Source organism: Microbacterium sp. MEJ108Y (assembly GCF_000834175.1).
Lineage (GTDB): Bacteria > Actinomycetota > Actinomycetes > Actinomycetales > Microbacteriaceae > Microbacterium > Microbacterium forte.
This window is the reverse complement of record NZ_JXQX01000012.1, coordinates 79,097-93,803: the sequence shown is the minus strand read 5'-3', so window position 1 is coordinate 93,803 and position 14,707 is coordinate 79,097. Positions and strand designations below refer to the sequence as shown.

The following is a 14,707-nucleotide window of genomic DNA, read 5'->3' as shown; positions in this document are numbered from 1 at the left end:
GGACGGCTGGTGCCTCGCCGCGTCGCCCTGACGACGCATCCGTCTACATCGCAAGGATGATCCCGCGGGCGCTCGTCCGGTCAGGCGAGCCCGTGCTCGAAGGCGAAGACCACGAGCTGCACGCGGTCCCGCAGGGTGAGCTTCGTCAGGATGCGGCTGATATGGGTCTTCACGGTCGCCTCGCTGAGGTACTCGCGAGCGGCGATCTCAGAGTTCGACAGACCCCTGGCCGCGAGCGCGAAGATCTCCCGCTCGCGATCGGTGAGCGCGGAGAACTGCGCGGGCACCGGCTTCGGCTCCTCGGCGAAGTGCTCGAACAGCTCACGGGTCGCGGACGCGGCGATGACGCTCGACCCCGAGTGCACGGTGCGGATCGCGGCGAGGAGGAACTCGGGGTCGGCGTCCTTGAGCAGGAATCCGCTCGCCCCCTGACGGATGGCGCGCGCGGCCGCCTCATCGAGGTCGAAGGTGGTCAGCATGACGATGCGCGGCGGGTCTGGCTGAGCGAGGATCTCGGCGGTCGCGGCGAGACCGTCCATGACAGGCATCCTGATGTCCATCAGCACCACGTCGGGTCGAGTCGCGCGCACGAGAGCGACTCCCTCGCGGCCGTCTCCCGCTTCTCCGACGACGTCGAGGTCGGGCTGCGAGGCGAGCAGCATGCGGACTCCGGCGCGGAACAGCGCCTGATCATCGACGAGGACGACCTTGATCATGCGACTTCTCCGATCGGGAGCGAGGCGGCGACGACGAACTGTGCGCCCTGACGCTCCGCCTGAAGGCTACCGCCGACGAGCTGAGCCCGTTCGCGCATGCCGATCACTCCGTGGCCGACGCCGATCTGCGGCTGCTCGCTGCCCACGATGTTGCGCACCTCGATGTCGACGCGATCAGGAAGCCAGGCGAGATGCACATCGACCGCCCCGTCGCCGTGTCGGATGGCATTGGTGAGCGCCTCTTGCAGGATCCGGTACACCGCGAGCTGGATCGCCCCCGGCGGCTCGCCGGGAGGCATCGGGTCGACGGTGATGCGAGGCTCGACGCCTGCCTGTCGCACCTGCGCGAACAGCGCTTCGAGATCTGCGAGCGTCGGCTGCGGGCCGTCGCCCTGTCGGTGGCGCAGCTGGGTGAGCAGCAGACGCACATCACTCAGGGCGCTGCGAGCGGTCTGCGCGATCGTTCCCAACGCCTCGGTGGCCATCTCGGGCTTCGTGACCGCCGCGTACCTTGCCCCGTCTGCCTGGGCGATCACCACGGCAAGCGAGTGCGCGACGATGTCGTGCATGTCTCGGGCGATTCGCACTCGCTCCTGCTCCTCAGCCGCGAGCGACTCCGCCTCCAGCTGGGCGGACCGTGTGCGTCGGGCGCGGAGGATGACACGCCACAGCAGGCCGCAGACCCACGCGAAGCCGAGAGCGAGCACCGAGACGACGAGGAGCAGCGTGCCGGTGGTCAGCTGATCCCAGCCGCTGGTTCCGGAGGTCACGCCGGTGACGACCACCAGGTAGACCGCTGACACGAAGGCGCCGAACAGTGCCGAGCCGAATCCCCACCACAGCACGACCCGCGATCCCCACGCAGCCGTCGCATAGAGCACGAGGAGGATGGCGACGTCGATCGGCAGCGGCCCGAATCCGGAGAGCATCTGCACGATCGCCCCTGCCCAGGCCGCAGCGAGAGCGAGCCCGGGAGCGAGCCTGCCGATCGCGACGCCGCCGAACATCAGGATGCCCGCGATCACGATCGCCGCGACCGCAGCACCGTCGATCCCCTGGCCGATCGTCCCCGGACCGTAGAACACGACAGAGAAAGGAGTGAGGATGCTGAAGAGCAGCGTCGCCCCGACGATGTCGAGCACGAGCGCCGTACGGGAGAGCGGGCGGATCACTCCCCCACGCTACGCGGCACGGCGTCCGCCTCGCATCCGCCTGCAGATGTATCCACTCGCAGATGCATCCGCGGAGCGCGTCAGGCGCGGGCGATGATCTCGCCGTGCGGCACGAGGTACCACCCGTCGCCGTCGGCGGCCCAGCGCTTCCACCCGTCGCTGATCGCCTGCAGGTCGCTCGACGTCGCCATCTCACTGTCGACCAGCTGCCGCGCGAGCGCCGACTCGAGGATGCGGTCTGCCCACATTCCGCCCCACCGGGCTCGATCCTCCGGGTTCGCGTACGTCCAGTTGGAGGTCGTCACCGTGATGTCGTCGAAGCCGGCCGCCCGCGCCCAGGCGAGGAGGCGACGCCCTGCATCGGGCTCGCCGCCGTTTGCTCGTGCGGCGCGGCGATACAGGTCGAGCCAGTGGTCGAGCTCCGGGAGCATGGGGAACCAGATGAAGCCCGCATAGTCGGCGTCGCGTGCCGCCACGACACCGCCGGGTGCCGCGACCCGGCGCATCTCGCGCAGCGCCTGCACGGGATCGCCGACGTGCTGGAGCACCTGGTGCGCGTGCACGACGTCGAAGGCGTCGTCGGCGAAGCTCAGCGCATGCACGTCTTCGACCGCGAAGTCGAGGTTGTGCAGACCTCTGCTCGACGCGAGATCGCGTGAGAGTGAGAGCGCGCTCTCATCGATCTCGGTCGCCGTCACGTGGGCGACGACGCCGGCGAAGTCGACCGTGATGCTGCCGGGCCCCGCTCCGACGTCGAGAAGCGCGGTGGTCTCGGTCAGGTACGGACGGAGGTACTCCGCGGAGTTGGAGATGTCGCGGCTGCTGTGGGACCGGAGGACGGTCTCGTGATGCCCGTGCGTGTAGGTGGCCATGCCTCAGTCTGGCAAGAACCCCTCGTCCGACCGAATCGATCGTCAGTGCAGTTCGAGGACGGCCCGTCTGATCGACTCGCGATCCGGCTTGCCCGAGGCCAGCACGGCGAGCTCGTCGACCATGATCAGCCGCACGGGACGCGCATGCTTGCCGAGCTCCTCCGCCACGAGATCCCGCGCGTGCGAGAGCTGCTCGGCCTCGCTGCGCCGCAACACCTCGCCGCGCGGCGCGACGATCACCGAGGCCTCGCCCCATCGTTCATCCGGCACGCCGACGACCACGGCGCCCGTGAGTCCTGGAACGCTGCGGACCAGCCGTTCGACGCGGTCGAGGGAGATGTTGATCCCGCCGGACACGATCACGTTGTCCGCGCGACCGTGCACCCGCACCACTCCATCGTCGAAGAGTCCGAGATCGCCGGTGTGGTACCAGCGGATGCCATGCTCGTCGCGCGAGAAGTTCTTCGCGGTCAGCTCCCCGTCGCCGAGGTACCCGTCGGCGAGCATCGGACCGGCGATGCGCAGCTCCCCGTCCACCGTGCGCACCGCGACCGTATCGAGGGGAACGCCGTCGTACACGCATCCGCCGCAGGTCTCGGTGGAACCGTACGTGCGGACGAGCCGGACGCCGAGATCGGCGGCCCGCTCCCGCAGCGGCTCGGGCAGGGACTGCCCCCCGACGAGGATCGCGCGGTAGGCCTGCAGCGCGGCCCGCACAGGTCGGTCGTCGGCGGCGTCGAGCAGTGTCGACAGCTGCGCGGGCACGAGAGACGTGTACAGCTCGGGGATCGCTGCGGAGCCTCTCGACGGACGGAGCATCGACAGCGTCGCATCGGCGAAGGACTCGGGTGAGAACCGACCGCCGAGCGCGACCGGGTGCGTGCCGGCGATCAGAGACCTCACCAGAACCTGCAGCCCCGCCACATAACCGGCCGGAAGCGCGAGCAGCCAGCGTCCGCCGCCGACCCTCGCCGCTGTGGCCTCGACGCTCGCCCGCAGCGCCTCGCCGCTCAATGCCACACGCTTGGGGACGCCGCTGGAGCCGGAGGTCGCGATCACCACGGCCGTGCCGTCCGGCACCGATCGCGGCGCGTCACCGAGCATCCCGAAGCCGAGCGCCGGCCCGCCGTCGAGCGCCCGCGCCAGGGCGTCGCGCAGCTCGGCCGGGTCCTCGGCGTCCGTCGGCGTCAGCGCGACCATGTGCGTCTCGATCCGCTCAGTAATGCCAGGGGAACGACGACCAGTCGGCGTCGCGCTTCTCGAGGAAGGAGTCGCGGCCCTCGACCGCTTCGTCGGTGCCGTAGGCGAGACGCGTGGCCTCGCCCGCGAACACCTGCTGACCGACGAGCCCGTCGTCCACCGCGTTGAATGCGAACTTCAGCATGCGGATCGCCGTGGGCGACTTGGTGAGCACGGTGCGCGCCATCTTCAGCGCCTCGCGCTCGAGCTCGGCGTGCGGAACGACCCGGTTGACGGCTCCTGCCTCGTACGCCCGCTGCGCCGAGTACTCCTCGGCGAGGAAGAACACCTCTCGGGCGAACTTCTGCCCGGTCTGCCGAGCCATGTACGCCGAGCCGTAGCCCGCATCGAAGCTTCCGACGTCGGCATCGGTCTGTTTGAACCGCGCCTCCTCCGCCGAGGCGATCGTGAGGTCGCAGACCACGTGCAGCGAGTGCCCGCCGCCCGCCGCCCACCCGGGGACCACCGCGATGACGACCTTGGGCATGAAGCGGATGAGGCGCTGGACCTCGAGGATGTGCAGGCGACCGGCACGCGCGGGGTCGTGCACGGTCGTCTCGTCGTCGGAGTACTTGTAGCCGTCGCGGCCTCGGATGCGCTGATCGCCGCCGGAGCAGAACGCCCAGCCGCCGTCCTTCGGACTCGGACCGTTGCCCGTCAGCAGCACCGCGCCGATGCGGGGGTTCTGCCGTGCGTCATCGAGCGCGCGGTAGAGCTCGTCGACGGTGTGCGGGCGGAAGGCGTTGCGCACCTCTGGGCGGTTGAACGCGATACGGGCGACTCCGCCGTCCGTGCTGACGTGGGCGGTGATGTCGGTGTAGTCCTCGGCACCGGGCGCGAGCACCCATTCGTCCGGGTCGAACAGGTCTGAGACGAATGTGCTGGTCACAGCATCCAGCCTATTCCCGCCGGGGTTGCAGACGCAGACGGCGCCGCCCCGAAGAGGCGACGCCGTCTGGGATCTGCGGTCAGGGTCGGCGGGCGCGAGCCGTCTTGATCCATCCGTCCACGATGTCCCAGATCGGGAAGGCAATCAGGCAGAAGCCCGTGATCACTGTGAGGATCCGCATGGTCTCATCGGTCACCCCGTTGTCGGTGAAGACGAAGCTCAGGAACTCGGGGTTGATCAGTGCTCCCTGCAGCAGCAGCGTGATCGACCAGGCGGCGAAGACCGCGGCGAGCAGTGTGTTGACCACCGCAGCACCGACCGTCCACCGTCGCTTCGCGTAGACCACGACCGCCAGCAGCGCCTCTGCGGCGAACAGCACGAAGAAGAACGTGATGCCCCACGGCCAGAGCCCCGGGTCGAGGATCGCGATCGGATCACCGCCGGTCGGGAAGAAGCCGAGGAGTGCGTCCCAGAACACCGCGCCCACGCCGAGCAGCAGGAAGATGATCGATGCGATCGCATCGGCCCGCCCCGCGCCGTTCTGCGTCGGCTCGGGGAGCTGGTCGACGCTCCACTTCACGCCGGTGTCCGTGCCGGCGCGCTCCAGGATCACGAAGACCAGCGTCACCCAGAATCCGATGTGCACGACCGAGCCGAGTGTCGCGACGACTGCGGTGCCGATGATCTCGCCGGTCGGAGCACCGTCGAGCAGCTGCCCGAGGACCACTCCTCCGAAGACGCACGCCGGGACGATCCACAGCAGCAGCTTGAGCAGCCGCCCCCAGACGAGGTAGTACTTCGGCCCGATCAGATGCAGTGGACGGTCGGCGTAGCCCGCCGCGAGGATCCCGGGGTCGCCGAGCTCGGAGAGGACGGCGCGCTCGGCGGCTGCAGGGGTCTCCCCCTGTTCGAGTTTCGCGTCGATCGCATCGGCGATCGACGCTTCGAGCTCTGCCCGGACGTCGTCCTGCACCTCGGGCGTGAGGCTGCGGATCGTGGCGCTGATGTAGCGCTCGGTGAGCGTGGCTGTCGTGGTCATGTCAGTGCTCCTCGACTGTGAGGGTCGCGATCGCCGCGGTGAGCGATCGCCATTCTTCGGTCAGGGTGTCGGCGAGCCGGATGCCGGCGTCCGATGTGCGGTAGAACTTGCGAGGTCGCGCCTCGTCGGTGTTCCACTCGCTCGTGAGGTACTCCTGCTTCTCGAGCCTGCGAAGCAGCGGGTACAGCGTGTTCGCATCGGTGGCGAAGCCGCGGCGCTCCAGGTCTTCGAGCAGTCCGTAGCCGTACCCCGCAGTGCGCAGCAGCTGCAGGCAGGCCAGCACCACGGTGCCGCGGCGCAGTTCCTGCAGATGCGTGTCGAGGGTCTCGTTCATGTCGGTCACATTACTGTGCGTCACACACTATTGTCAATCACACATAGGTGTGACGCGCCACGAGCTTCCATCCGAGCCGTCAGCCTTCCCGATCGAGCAACTACCGTGGGTGCATGACGATCGAGATCTCCCGCGTCGATCCCTTCGACGACGACGCGGTGGATGCATGGTGGGGGTGCTACGCCGCAGCCGAACGAGCCGACCGTGGCGCGGACGCCGTCGTCTGGTCTCGGGCAGAGTGCCGCAGCGAGCTGCAGCAGCAATCGGCCGTCGTCGATCGGCGCGCATATCTGCTCCGTGACGGCGCAGACATCGTCGGATCCGCGAGCCTCGGGCTGCCGCTCAAGGACAACACGCACGTCGCGCACCTCGCGATCAGCGTGCCGCCCCGCCACCGACGACGCGGCATCGGCACGGAGGCACTCACCCACCTCGAGCGCGAAGCCGTGACATCCGACCGCACGACCGCGCAGGGTTCGGCGTCGTGGCCCTACGAGCTCGGATCGGAGGGGGCCGGCTCCCCCGGCCGCGAGTTCGCGAGGCGGCACGGCTACACCCTCGCTCTCGGCGACGTGCAGAGCAGACTGCCCCTTCCGGTCGACCCCTCACTGCTCGACCGGATCGAGAACGACATCGCCTCGACCATCTCGCAGTACGAGATCCGCAGCTGGGTCGGCCGCATCCCCGACGACGTCGTGGAGCCCTGGACCATCCTCGACGCCACGCTCGAGACCGAGGCGCCGACCGGCGAGCTCGACATCGAACCGCAGAAGCCCGACGTCGACAGCATCCGCGAGAGCGAGGAGCTGCTCGCTCTTCAGGGCCGCATCTCGTTCGGCACGATCGCCCTCTCCCCGGACGGCGACGCCGCCGCCTATTCGCAGCTCGTCGTGTCGACCGACGACGGCAACGCGTATCAGTGGGGAACCCTCGTGCGCGCCGCCGACCGAGGCCACCGGCTCGGCATCGCGGTCAAGGTCGCCAACCTGCGGATGCTGCACCGCGAGGCCCCTCAGGCACGCGCCGTCTACACCTACAACGCGGAATCGAACGCGCACATGCTCGCCGTGAACACGCTGCTCGGCTTCCGCCCGAGCGAACGACTGGGCGAACTGCAGAAGCGCCTGAACTGAGGAGCATCCGTCGGCACGGCGGATCCCGGAGACAGCTCCGACAGAGCAGAATGAGCACATGCTCCCACCGCTCGCAGATCTGCTCGGCTCGGCCAGGGTCGTCTCTCTTCCGATGCACACCCGCTTCCGCGGGGTCGACACTCGCGAGGCGCTGCTCTTCGAGGGCCCGGAGGGATGGGCCGAGTTCTCTCCGTTCCTCGAGTACGACGATGCCGAAGCGGCGACCTGGCTCGCGGCCGCGATCGACTTCGCGTGGCGACCGCAACCGGCACCCCTGCGCGAGCGCATCGGCGTGAACGCCACGATCCCCGGCATCGAGGCGTCACGGGTCGCCGACGTGCTGGCCAGGTTCGCCGGGTGCCGCACGGCGAAGGTCAAGGTAGCAGAGCCCGGCCAGACACTGGCGGACGACGTCGCTCGCGTGCGAGCCGTGCGCGAGGCGATGGGACCGGAGGGACGCATCCGTGTGGATGCCAACGGAGCCTGGAACGTCGACGAGGCCGAGCATGCGGTGCACGCGCTCAACGAGTTCGACCTCGAGTACGTCGAGCAGCCCTGCGCCACGGTGCCCGAACTCGCCGAGCTGCGCACGCGCGTGAAGTACATGGGTATCCCGGTCGCGGCAGACGAGAGCATCCGCAAGTCGTCCGACCCGCTCGCGGTCGCTCGGGAGAAGGCCGCCGACCTGCTCGTGATCAAGGCGCAACCCCTCGGAGGCATCACTCACGCGCTGCAGATCGTCACCGCCGCCGGCCTCCCCGTGGTCGTCTCGAGTGCACTCGACACCGCGATCGGACTCTCGCAGGGTGCGGCGCTCGCCGCCGCGCTGCCGACGCTCGACTACGACTGCGGGCTCGGCACCGCATCCCTGTTCCTCGACGACGTCGCCGACCTGCGCCCGGTCGACGGCTCGATCCCCGCTGGACGCGTGACGCCGGACGCCGCGGCAGTTGCTCGACTCGCCGCAGACGACGATCGTCGCGACTGGTGGCTCGATCGCCTCAGCCGCTGCTACGAGGTGCTCGCCGCGCGCTGAGCAGCGACGTCACTCCGCGAGCAGCAGCTGCACGAGCCTGCCCAGCTCCTCGCTGCCAGAGTGCCGCAGCTGATCGGAGTCCTGGCCCGCCATAGCACCGCGAACGGTCATGCCCTCCCAGAGGATCATCAGCATGCGCGCGGCCTCCTCGGCCGGAACCTTCAGCTCGAGTGAGCTCACCGAGACGATGTCCGTGATGATCACCGCGATGCTCGAGACCATCTCGCGCTCCTGCACGAGGTAGGCCGAGCCAAACTGATGATCGCGCAGCGCGCGGATGCGGATCTCACTCATCAGCATCACACCGAGCCGGTCGTCGCCTCCCGCATCCATGATGCGCTGGACGAGCTCGACCGGGTCGCACCCCTCTGAGAGGCCGCCCTCAGCAGCGATCTCCTCGACGCGGGCACGCACCCCGTTGACGCGCTGCTCGCCGACGCTGCCGGCGAGCATCAGGAACAGCTCGTCCTTCGACTCGAAGTTCGAGTAGAACGCTCCACGCGTGAAACCGGCGCGATCGCAGACCGCTTCGACGGAGGCGCCGTCGAGTCCGACCTCGGCGAAGACCTGCGCGGCGGCATCCAGAAGCCTGGCGCGCGTGTTCTCTCGGCTTCGCGTGGCGGGTGTCGTCATCGAATCCTCCTGCCTCTCATTCTCACACCCCGCACACAGACTCCGGGGCTCGGATCACCTTACGATACATCTATGTATTGGATACACCTGTGTATCCGGCCCGCATTCCCTGAGGAGCCTCGTGTCCACACTCCTGTCCTCGCTCGGCCGCTGGTCTTACCGGCACCCGTGGCGCGTCCTCGTCTCCTGGCTCCTCGCACTCGGCATCGCCGGCGCCGGCGCCCTCGTTCTCGGGGCCGGCACGGACAACTCCTTCTCGATTCCCGGAACCGAGTCGCAGGCGGGTCTCGAGCAGCTCAACCGCTCTTTCCCCGCAGTCAGCGGAACCAGCGCGCAGATCATCGTGGTCGCCGCGGACGGCGACTCGATCACGGATGACACGTATCGGAACGACATCGACGATGCCGTCGACCAGCTCGCCGATCTCGACGATTCCGTGCTCTCGGCCACCTCCCCGTTCGACGAGATGGTCAGCGGCATGGTCAACGACGACGAGACCGCCGGCATCATCCGCCTGCAGTTCGACGGCCAGGCGAGCGATGTCTCGGACGAGACACAGGACGACCTGCGAGCCGTCGTGGCCGAGCTCGCCGACGAGCTTCCGGACGGATCGCAGACCTCTCTCGGTGGCGAACTGTTCGCCACCTCCATCCCCGGTGTCACACTGACCGAGGCCGTGGGACTGCTCATCGCGTTGCTCGTGCTGATCGTGACCTTCCGTTCGTTCGTCGTCGCAGGGCTCCCGCTGCTCACGGCTGTGCTCGGCGTGGGCATCTCGATGGCCGGCATCTTCGCGGCGACCGCATTCGCCACGGTCTCGTCGACCACTCCTCTCCTCGCCCTCATGCTCGGGCTCGCGGTCGGCATCGACTACGCGCTGTTCATCATGGCCAGGCACCAGGATCAGGTGCGCGAGGGGGTCGACCCCGAGGAATCCACCGCCCGCGCCGTCGGCACGGCCGGCTCCGCCGTGGTGTTCGCGGGCGTGACCGTGCTGATCGCCCTGATCGGACTCGGCTTCGCCGGCATCCCGTTCCTGACGACCATGGGCATCGCGGCGTCCGCCGCCGTCGCGGTCGCCGTCGCGATCGCGGTGACGCTCACCCCTGCGCTGCTGGGCTTCATGAAGGGCAGGGTGGCGGGTCGGCCGCGCAAGGCTCCGAAGGCGAAGAAGGGCAAGCCCGCTCCGGTTCCGCATGTGCGATTCAGCGAGCGCTGGGTGACCGGCGTCACCACCCGCCCGATACTCGTCTCACTCGCGGTCGTGATCGGCCTCGGCATCATCGCGGTGCCGGCCCTGAGCCTGAACCTCGCACTGCCCAACGCCGGCGTGCTGCCGAAGGACTCCGAGGCGCGTCAGAGCTACGACCTCGTGGCCGAGGAGTTCGGCCCCGGCTTCAACGGGCCGATGATCCTCACGGGCACGATCGTCACATCGACGGATCCGCTCACGCTGATGGAGGACCTCGGCGACGAGGTCGCGAAGATCGACGGCGTCAAGGAGGTCGCCCTCTCGACGCCGAACGAGACGGCCGACACCGGCATCGTGCAGATCATCCCCGAGACGGCGCCCGACGACCCTGCCACGGCTGACCTCGTGCGCGAGCTGCGGTCGCACCACGACGAGTGGCTCGACGAGTTCGGCATCGACCTCAAGGTGACCGGATTCACCGCGGTCGGCATCGACATCTCCGACCAGCTCGGCAACGCGCTGCTGCCCTTCGGCATCTTCGTGATCGGCCTCTCGCTGATCCTGCTCACGATCGTGTTCCGCTCGCTCTGGGTGCCGATCACCGCCGCAGCCGGATACCTGCTGTCGATCGTGGCCGCGTTCGGCATCGTCGGCGCGGTGTTCGAATGGGGCTGGTTCGCCGACGCCCTGCACGTCGCGAAGGTGGGCCCGATCATCAGCTTCATGCCGATCATCCTGATGGGCGTGCTGTTCGGACTCGCCATGGACTATCAGGTCTTCCTGGTGTCGCGCATGCGCGAGGACTTCGTGCACGACCCCGACGCGAAGAGTCCTGACCGAGCCGTCCGTCGCGCCGCCGCGCTGCGCGCCGTGCGCAGCGGCTTCACGGGGTCTGCGAAGGTCGTCACCGCGGCAGGACTCATCATGTTCGCGGTGTTCGTCGCGTTCGTCCCCGAGGGTGACTCGTCGCTCAAGCCCATCGCGCTGGGCCTCGCAGCCGGCATCGCGATCGACGCGTTCCTGGTGCGGATGACGCTGATCCCCGCTCTCATGGCCATCCTCGGCGAGCGGGCGTGGGAGATCCCGGCGTGGCTGGAGAAGGTCCTCCCCCGCGTCGACATCGAGGGGGAAGCGGTCGAACGCGAGCGCCACCTGGCCGGTTGGCCGGGAGACGACTCGGTCGTGGCCGCCGACGATCTCTCGGTGACGGATGCCGGCATCGACCGCCTCCACCTGCGCCTCGCTCCCGGCGGATCAGCGGTGCTCACGGGCTCCTCCGCCGGTGCGCTGCGCGCGCTGGCTCTGACGATCGCCGGCCGCGCGACGCCCGATGACGGACGCCTCCGGGTCGCCGGCCATCTGCTGCCGGGTCGAGCGGCGTGGGTGCGCGCACATGTCGGAGCGGTCATGACCGCCGATGCCGCCCGCCTGTCGGCCGACCTCTCCGAGGCGCTGCGCGGACGCCCTGCACTCGTGGTGATCGACGGAGCAGACCGACTCTCGCGCCCCGAACGCGATCAGCTGGCGGCGCGACTGCGCGACTCTCGCAGTACGACAGCGATCCTGCTCACCGCGCTCGACCCGAAGATCGGCCTCGAGATCCTCGCAGACGCCGGCCGCTCTCCCGCCGACGTGATCGACGTCGACGCGCCCTCAGCACAGACACGACCCGAGTCCTCGGTGCCCCGCACCGCCGACGGCACCACCGAATCGACCGAGGTGAACGCATGACCCTCCCCATCGAACGCGCCCGCTCGCGCAAGCCCATCACGTGGCTGACGATCCTCGGCATCCTGCTGCTGCCCGCAGCCGTCGGCGGCATCCTGGTCGCGGCACTCCAGAACCCGACCGAGCGCCTCGACTCGATGACCGCCGCGATCGTCAACCTCGACGAGCCGGTGGAGATCGACGGACAGCTGACGCCGCTGGGTCGGCAGCTCGCATCAGGGCTCGTCGAAGGATCCGACGAGCTCGACTCCAACCTCACCTGGGTGATCTCGAACGAGGATGACGCGGCCGACGGGCTCGCCGACGGGTCATATCAGGCTGTGATCACGATCCCCGAGGAGTTCTCAGCCGCCGCCACCTCTGCAGGGCAGGCGATCTCGGACGGCGGAGGCGATGCCGAGCAGGCCACCATCCGGGTCACCACACCGGACGACGGGCTCGTGGCCGACGATCTCATCACCGGTCAGATCGCGGATGCGGCCGCCTCGAGCATGGGCACGCTGCTGTCGGAGGCGACGACCGAGAACATCCTCGTCGGCTTCACCACGATCGGCGATCAGATCGGAGAAGCCGCCGACGGCGCGGCCGAGCTCGCCACCGGCGCACGGGATGCGGCGACGGGCGCGGCCGCGATCCCCGACGGCGCGACGCAGCTCGCCTCGGGCGCCGCCGAGCTCGGAAACGGTGCGTCCTCGCTCGCGTCAGGGCTCGACACGCTCGCTGCGAAGACCCGCGAGGCTGCGGGGGGAGCGAGCCAGATCGGCACGGGGCTGACCGCAGGTGCCGCGGAGCTTCAGAACCAGGCAGGGCAGATGCCCGCGCTCGTGGGGGCGATCACGACCGGAACCGATGCGGCGACGGACGCGGCGACGAAGACAGCAACCCTCGCGCAGACACTCGGCACGATGGCTGCGAGCTGCGACCCCGATGTCTCGGGAGAGCTGTGCGCGCAGCTCGCGACCGAAGCGGCGAACGCGGGAGCAGCGGCGAAGTCCGCGGGAACCGCGTCGGGATATCTCACGGCGGTCGAACCGCAGATCGCGACCCTGCCCGGCGCGTTCACCACCCTCGCGACCCAGCTCGGTGAGGCCGGCGCCGGCGCGACGACTCTCGCGGACGGCTTGAACCAGCTGGCGTCTCAGGGCCTCGACGAGTCCGCCGCCGGCGCACGTGCACTGTCCACGGGAGCCGTTCAGCTGTCCGACGGGACGACCGAGCTCGCGACCGGAGCCGCCGACCTCGCGACCGGCCTCGACACCCTCGCCACCGGAACGGGCGATCTCGCCGGAGGCCTGCGCACCGCATCCGACTCCCTCCCGTCGTTCAGCGACTCGGAGTCGACCTCCCTGGCCTCGGTGATCGCCGACCCTGTGGCGTCGAAGGGAGCCGACGGTGCAACGATCTTCGGGCCGACGGCGATCCCGCTGCTCGCGGCCGTGGTGCTGTGGTTCGGCGCTCTCGCCTCGTTCCTCGTGATGCGGGCCCACACCGCACGCACGCTCACGTCGCGGCGCTCCTCTGCCGGGCTCGCGCTGCGCGCTTTCGCCCCGGCGGCCGCCATCGGCGCCGCTCAGGGCCTGCTGGTCTCACTGATCGTGCAGATCGTCGCGAGCTACGACGCCGCCACCTGGTGGGCGTTCGCCGGAATCGCGGTGCTGGCGGGAATCGTCTTCGCCGCGGTCAACCAGGCGCTCGTCGCAGTCTTCGGCGGCATCGGTCGCTGGATCAGCGCTCTCGTCGGGGTGCTCGCGATCGCGACGGGACTGATCTCGACGGTGCCCGGCTGGCTGGCGGATCTCGGTGCGTCTCTGCCGACCGCCCCCGCGTTCGCCGGGCTGATCACCGCGAACGGAGGCGCAGCCGCCGGCCTCATCGTGTGGGGTGTGCTGTCGCTCGTCGTGACCACCATCGCGGTCGCCCTGCGTCGCACGACGTCTGTCAAGGCGGCCATGGCGACCGCCTGAGCGTCCTCTCCGGGCACGCAGCCCTGGCACACCTTCACATCACATCCGACGATGCGCCGTGCATGGCACTCGATGCACGGCGCATCGTCATACAGCTCCGACGCCGCGCTCGCCCGGGCAGAGGCGGTATTCGCATACTCCCCGACGCACGTACGATCAGAAGATGCGTCGCCCGTTCATGACCTCTCCCGCCCAGCTCGAGTCACTCGAGGGGCAGCAGTATCTCGTGCTGCGCCCGACGAGAGCGGTGTCGGACGTCTACCGGGCCGAGCAGAGGTCGGCACTCGGCCGAATGGATGCTCCGCACCCGCACACCGAGCACGTCACGCTTCGCGCATTCCACGAGCCAAAGCGTCGGGAGGAGCTGCTCGCCCTGATCCGCGAATGGGCCGTGGCGCAGCGCCCGATCGAGGTCGTCGCCGAGGCCGTCGACGTGTTCCCGGCTCCGTGGCAGGTCGTCATCCTGCGCCTGAGACGAACCCCCTCGCTCGTGTCGGCCTACGCGAACCTCAGCGAAGCTCTCGAGGGCACCGACTTGCGTCGACTCGACGAGCGCAGCACGGAGGACTGGACGTTCCACCTGTCGGTGATCTACGCGAAGACGCTCGCCCCCGCGGCATGGACGGAGCTGTCGCACAAGTCCCGTCGCTCGCTCAGCTCACGCCCCGCCGAGACCATCAGCGAGGCCGAGCTCGTCTGGTACGAAGACGGCGCCGAACACTCCGAAGTCATCCCGTTCGGACTGCGTTCGTTCAGATGA

The 14,707-nt window shown here is 69.2% G+C and carries 13 protein-coding genes; 5 read left to right on the top strand and 8 right to left on the bottom strand.

Annotated elements, in window-relative coordinates; all coding sequences use genetic code 11:
• Nucleotides 1-80 precede the first annotated feature (80 nt).
• The 7 genes from RU09_RS07325 to RU09_RS07295 all read right to left on the bottom strand — a co-directional run bounded on the left by RU09_RS07325 (nucleotide 81) and on the right by RU09_RS07295 (nucleotide 6,261).
• Nucleotides 81-716 (bottom strand): response regulator, encoded by a 636-nt coding sequence (locus RU09_RS07325; protein WP_042539046.1) that lies wholly within the window; start codon nucleotides 714-716, stop codon nucleotides 81-83.
• Nucleotides 713-1,888 carry a sensor histidine kinase gene (locus RU09_RS07320; protein ID WP_042539045.1) on the bottom strand — a complete coding sequence of 392 codons (1,176 nt, stop codon included), beginning with the start codon at nucleotides 1,886-1,888 and terminating at the stop codon, nucleotides 713-715. Before RU09_RS07320 ends, RU09_RS07325 begins: the two co-directional genes overlap by 4 nt.
• Before the next feature lie 80 nt (nucleotides 1,889-1,968).
• Complete coding sequence (locus RU09_RS07315; RefSeq protein ID WP_042539043.1) at nucleotides 1,969-2,760, bottom strand: class I SAM-dependent methyltransferase; 792 nt, start codon at nucleotides 2,758-2,760, stop codon at nucleotides 1,969-1,971.
• A 42-nt stretch (nucleotides 2,761-2,802) separates the two neighbouring features.
• Nucleotides 2,803-3,960 carry an AMP-binding protein gene (locus RU09_RS07310; RefSeq protein WP_042539041.1) on the bottom strand — a complete coding sequence of 386 codons (1,158 nt, stop codon included), beginning with the start codon at nucleotides 3,958-3,960 and terminating at the stop codon, nucleotides 2,803-2,805.
• A gap of 16 nt (nucleotides 3,961-3,976) precedes the next feature.
• Nucleotides 3,977-4,888 (bottom strand): 1,4-dihydroxy-2-naphthoyl-CoA synthase, encoded by a 912-nt coding sequence (locus RU09_RS07305; protein WP_042539039.1) that lies wholly within the window; start codon nucleotides 4,886-4,888, stop codon nucleotides 3,977-3,979.
• A gap of 79 nt (nucleotides 4,889-4,967) precedes the next feature.
• Nucleotides 4,968-5,927, bottom strand: a complete 960-nt coding sequence (locus RU09_RS07300) for a permease prefix domain 1-containing protein (protein ID WP_042539037.1) — start codon at nucleotides 5,925-5,927, stop codon at nucleotides 4,968-4,970.
• 1 nt (nucleotide 5,928) lies between these two features.
• Nucleotides 5,929-6,261: a PadR family transcriptional regulator gene (locus RU09_RS07295; RefSeq protein ID WP_042539035.1), complete on the bottom strand. Its 333-nt coding sequence runs from the start codon at nucleotides 6,259-6,261 to the stop codon at nucleotides 5,929-5,931.
• 113 nt (nucleotides 6,262-6,374) lie between these two features.
• Here RU09_RS07295 and RU09_RS07290 point away from each other — a divergent pair, with 113 nt between their 5' ends.
• Together RU09_RS07290 and RU09_RS07285 are read left to right on the top strand one after the other, a co-directional pair.
• Entirely contained in the window at nucleotides 6,375-7,394 is a 1,020-nt protein-coding gene (locus tag RU09_RS07290) for a GNAT family N-acetyltransferase (RefSeq protein WP_042539033.1), read from the top strand.
• A 58-nt stretch (nucleotides 7,395-7,452) separates the two neighbouring features.
• A complete protein-coding gene (locus RU09_RS07285) occupies nucleotides 7,453-8,430 on the top strand; it encodes an o-succinylbenzoate synthase (protein WP_042539031.1) in 978 nt (325 codons plus the stop codon).
• Nucleotides 8,431-8,439: 9 nt separating this feature from the next.
• Here the strand turns inward: RU09_RS07285 and RU09_RS07280 are convergent, their stop codons facing one another.
• Complete coding sequence (locus RU09_RS07280) at nucleotides 8,440-9,063, bottom strand: TetR/AcrR family transcriptional regulator (protein ID WP_042539029.1); 624 nt, start codon at nucleotides 9,061-9,063, stop codon at nucleotides 8,440-8,442.
• Nucleotides 9,064-9,184: 121 nt separating this feature from the next.
• On the opposite strand from RU09_RS07280, the gene RU09_RS07275 reads away from it, so the two are divergent.
• From RU09_RS07275 to RU09_RS07265, 3 genes are all read left to right on the top strand, one after another.
• Entirely contained in the window at nucleotides 9,185-11,986 is a 2,802-nt protein-coding gene (locus RU09_RS07275; protein ID WP_042539027.1) for an MMPL family transporter, read from the top strand.
• Nucleotides 11,983-13,947, top strand: coding sequence for a YhgE/Pip domain-containing protein (locus RU09_RS07270; protein WP_042539025.1), 1,965 nt, complete (start codon nucleotides 11,983-11,985; stop codon nucleotides 13,945-13,947). Before RU09_RS07275 ends, RU09_RS07270 begins: the two co-directional genes overlap by 4 nt.
• Before the next feature lie 163 nt (nucleotides 13,948-14,110).
• Nucleotides 14,111-14,707 (top strand): 2'-5' RNA ligase family protein, encoded by a 597-nt coding sequence (locus RU09_RS07265; RefSeq protein ID WP_231567486.1) that lies wholly within the window; start codon nucleotides 14,111-14,113, stop codon nucleotides 14,705-14,707.

Excerpts from the sequence above, each read along its gene's own strand:
- RU09_RS07290 (WP_042539033.1), top strand. The coding sequence starts at position 6,375 with ATGACGATCGAGATCTCCCGCGTCGATCCCTTCGACGACGACGCGGTG.
- RU09_RS07265 (WP_231567486.1), top strand. The coding sequence starts at position 14,111 with ATGCGTCGCCCGTTCATGACCTCTCCCGCCCAGCTCGAGTCACTCGAG.
- RU09_RS07310 (WP_042539041.1), bottom strand. The coding sequence starts at position 3,960 with ATGGTCGCGCTGACGCCGACGGACGCCGAGGACCCGGCCGAGCTGCGC.
- RU09_RS07280 (WP_042539029.1), bottom strand. The coding sequence starts at position 9,063 with ATGACGACACCCGCCACGCGAAGCCGAGAGAACACGCGCGCCAGGCTT.
- RU09_RS07270 (WP_042539025.1), top strand. The coding sequence starts at position 11,983 with ATGACCCTCCCCATCGAACGCGCCCGCTCGCGCAAGCCCATCACGTGG.
- RU09_RS07325 (WP_042539046.1), bottom strand. The coding sequence starts at position 716 with ATGATCAAGGTCGTCCTCGTCGATGATCAGGCGCTGTTCCGCGCCGGA.
- RU09_RS07285 (WP_042539031.1), top strand. The coding sequence starts at position 7,453 with ATGCTCCCACCGCTCGCAGATCTGCTCGGCTCGGCCAGGGTCGTCTCT.
- RU09_RS07315 (WP_042539043.1), bottom strand. The coding sequence starts at position 2,760 with ATGGCCACCTACACGCACGGGCATCACGAGACCGTCCTCCGGTCCCAC.
- RU09_RS07300 (WP_042539037.1), bottom strand. The coding sequence starts at position 5,927 with ATGACCACGACAGCCACGCTCACCGAGCGCTACATCAGCGCCACGATC.
- RU09_RS07295 (WP_042539035.1), bottom strand. The coding sequence starts at position 6,261 with ATGAACGAGACCCTCGACACGCATCTGCAGGAACTGCGCCGCGGCACC.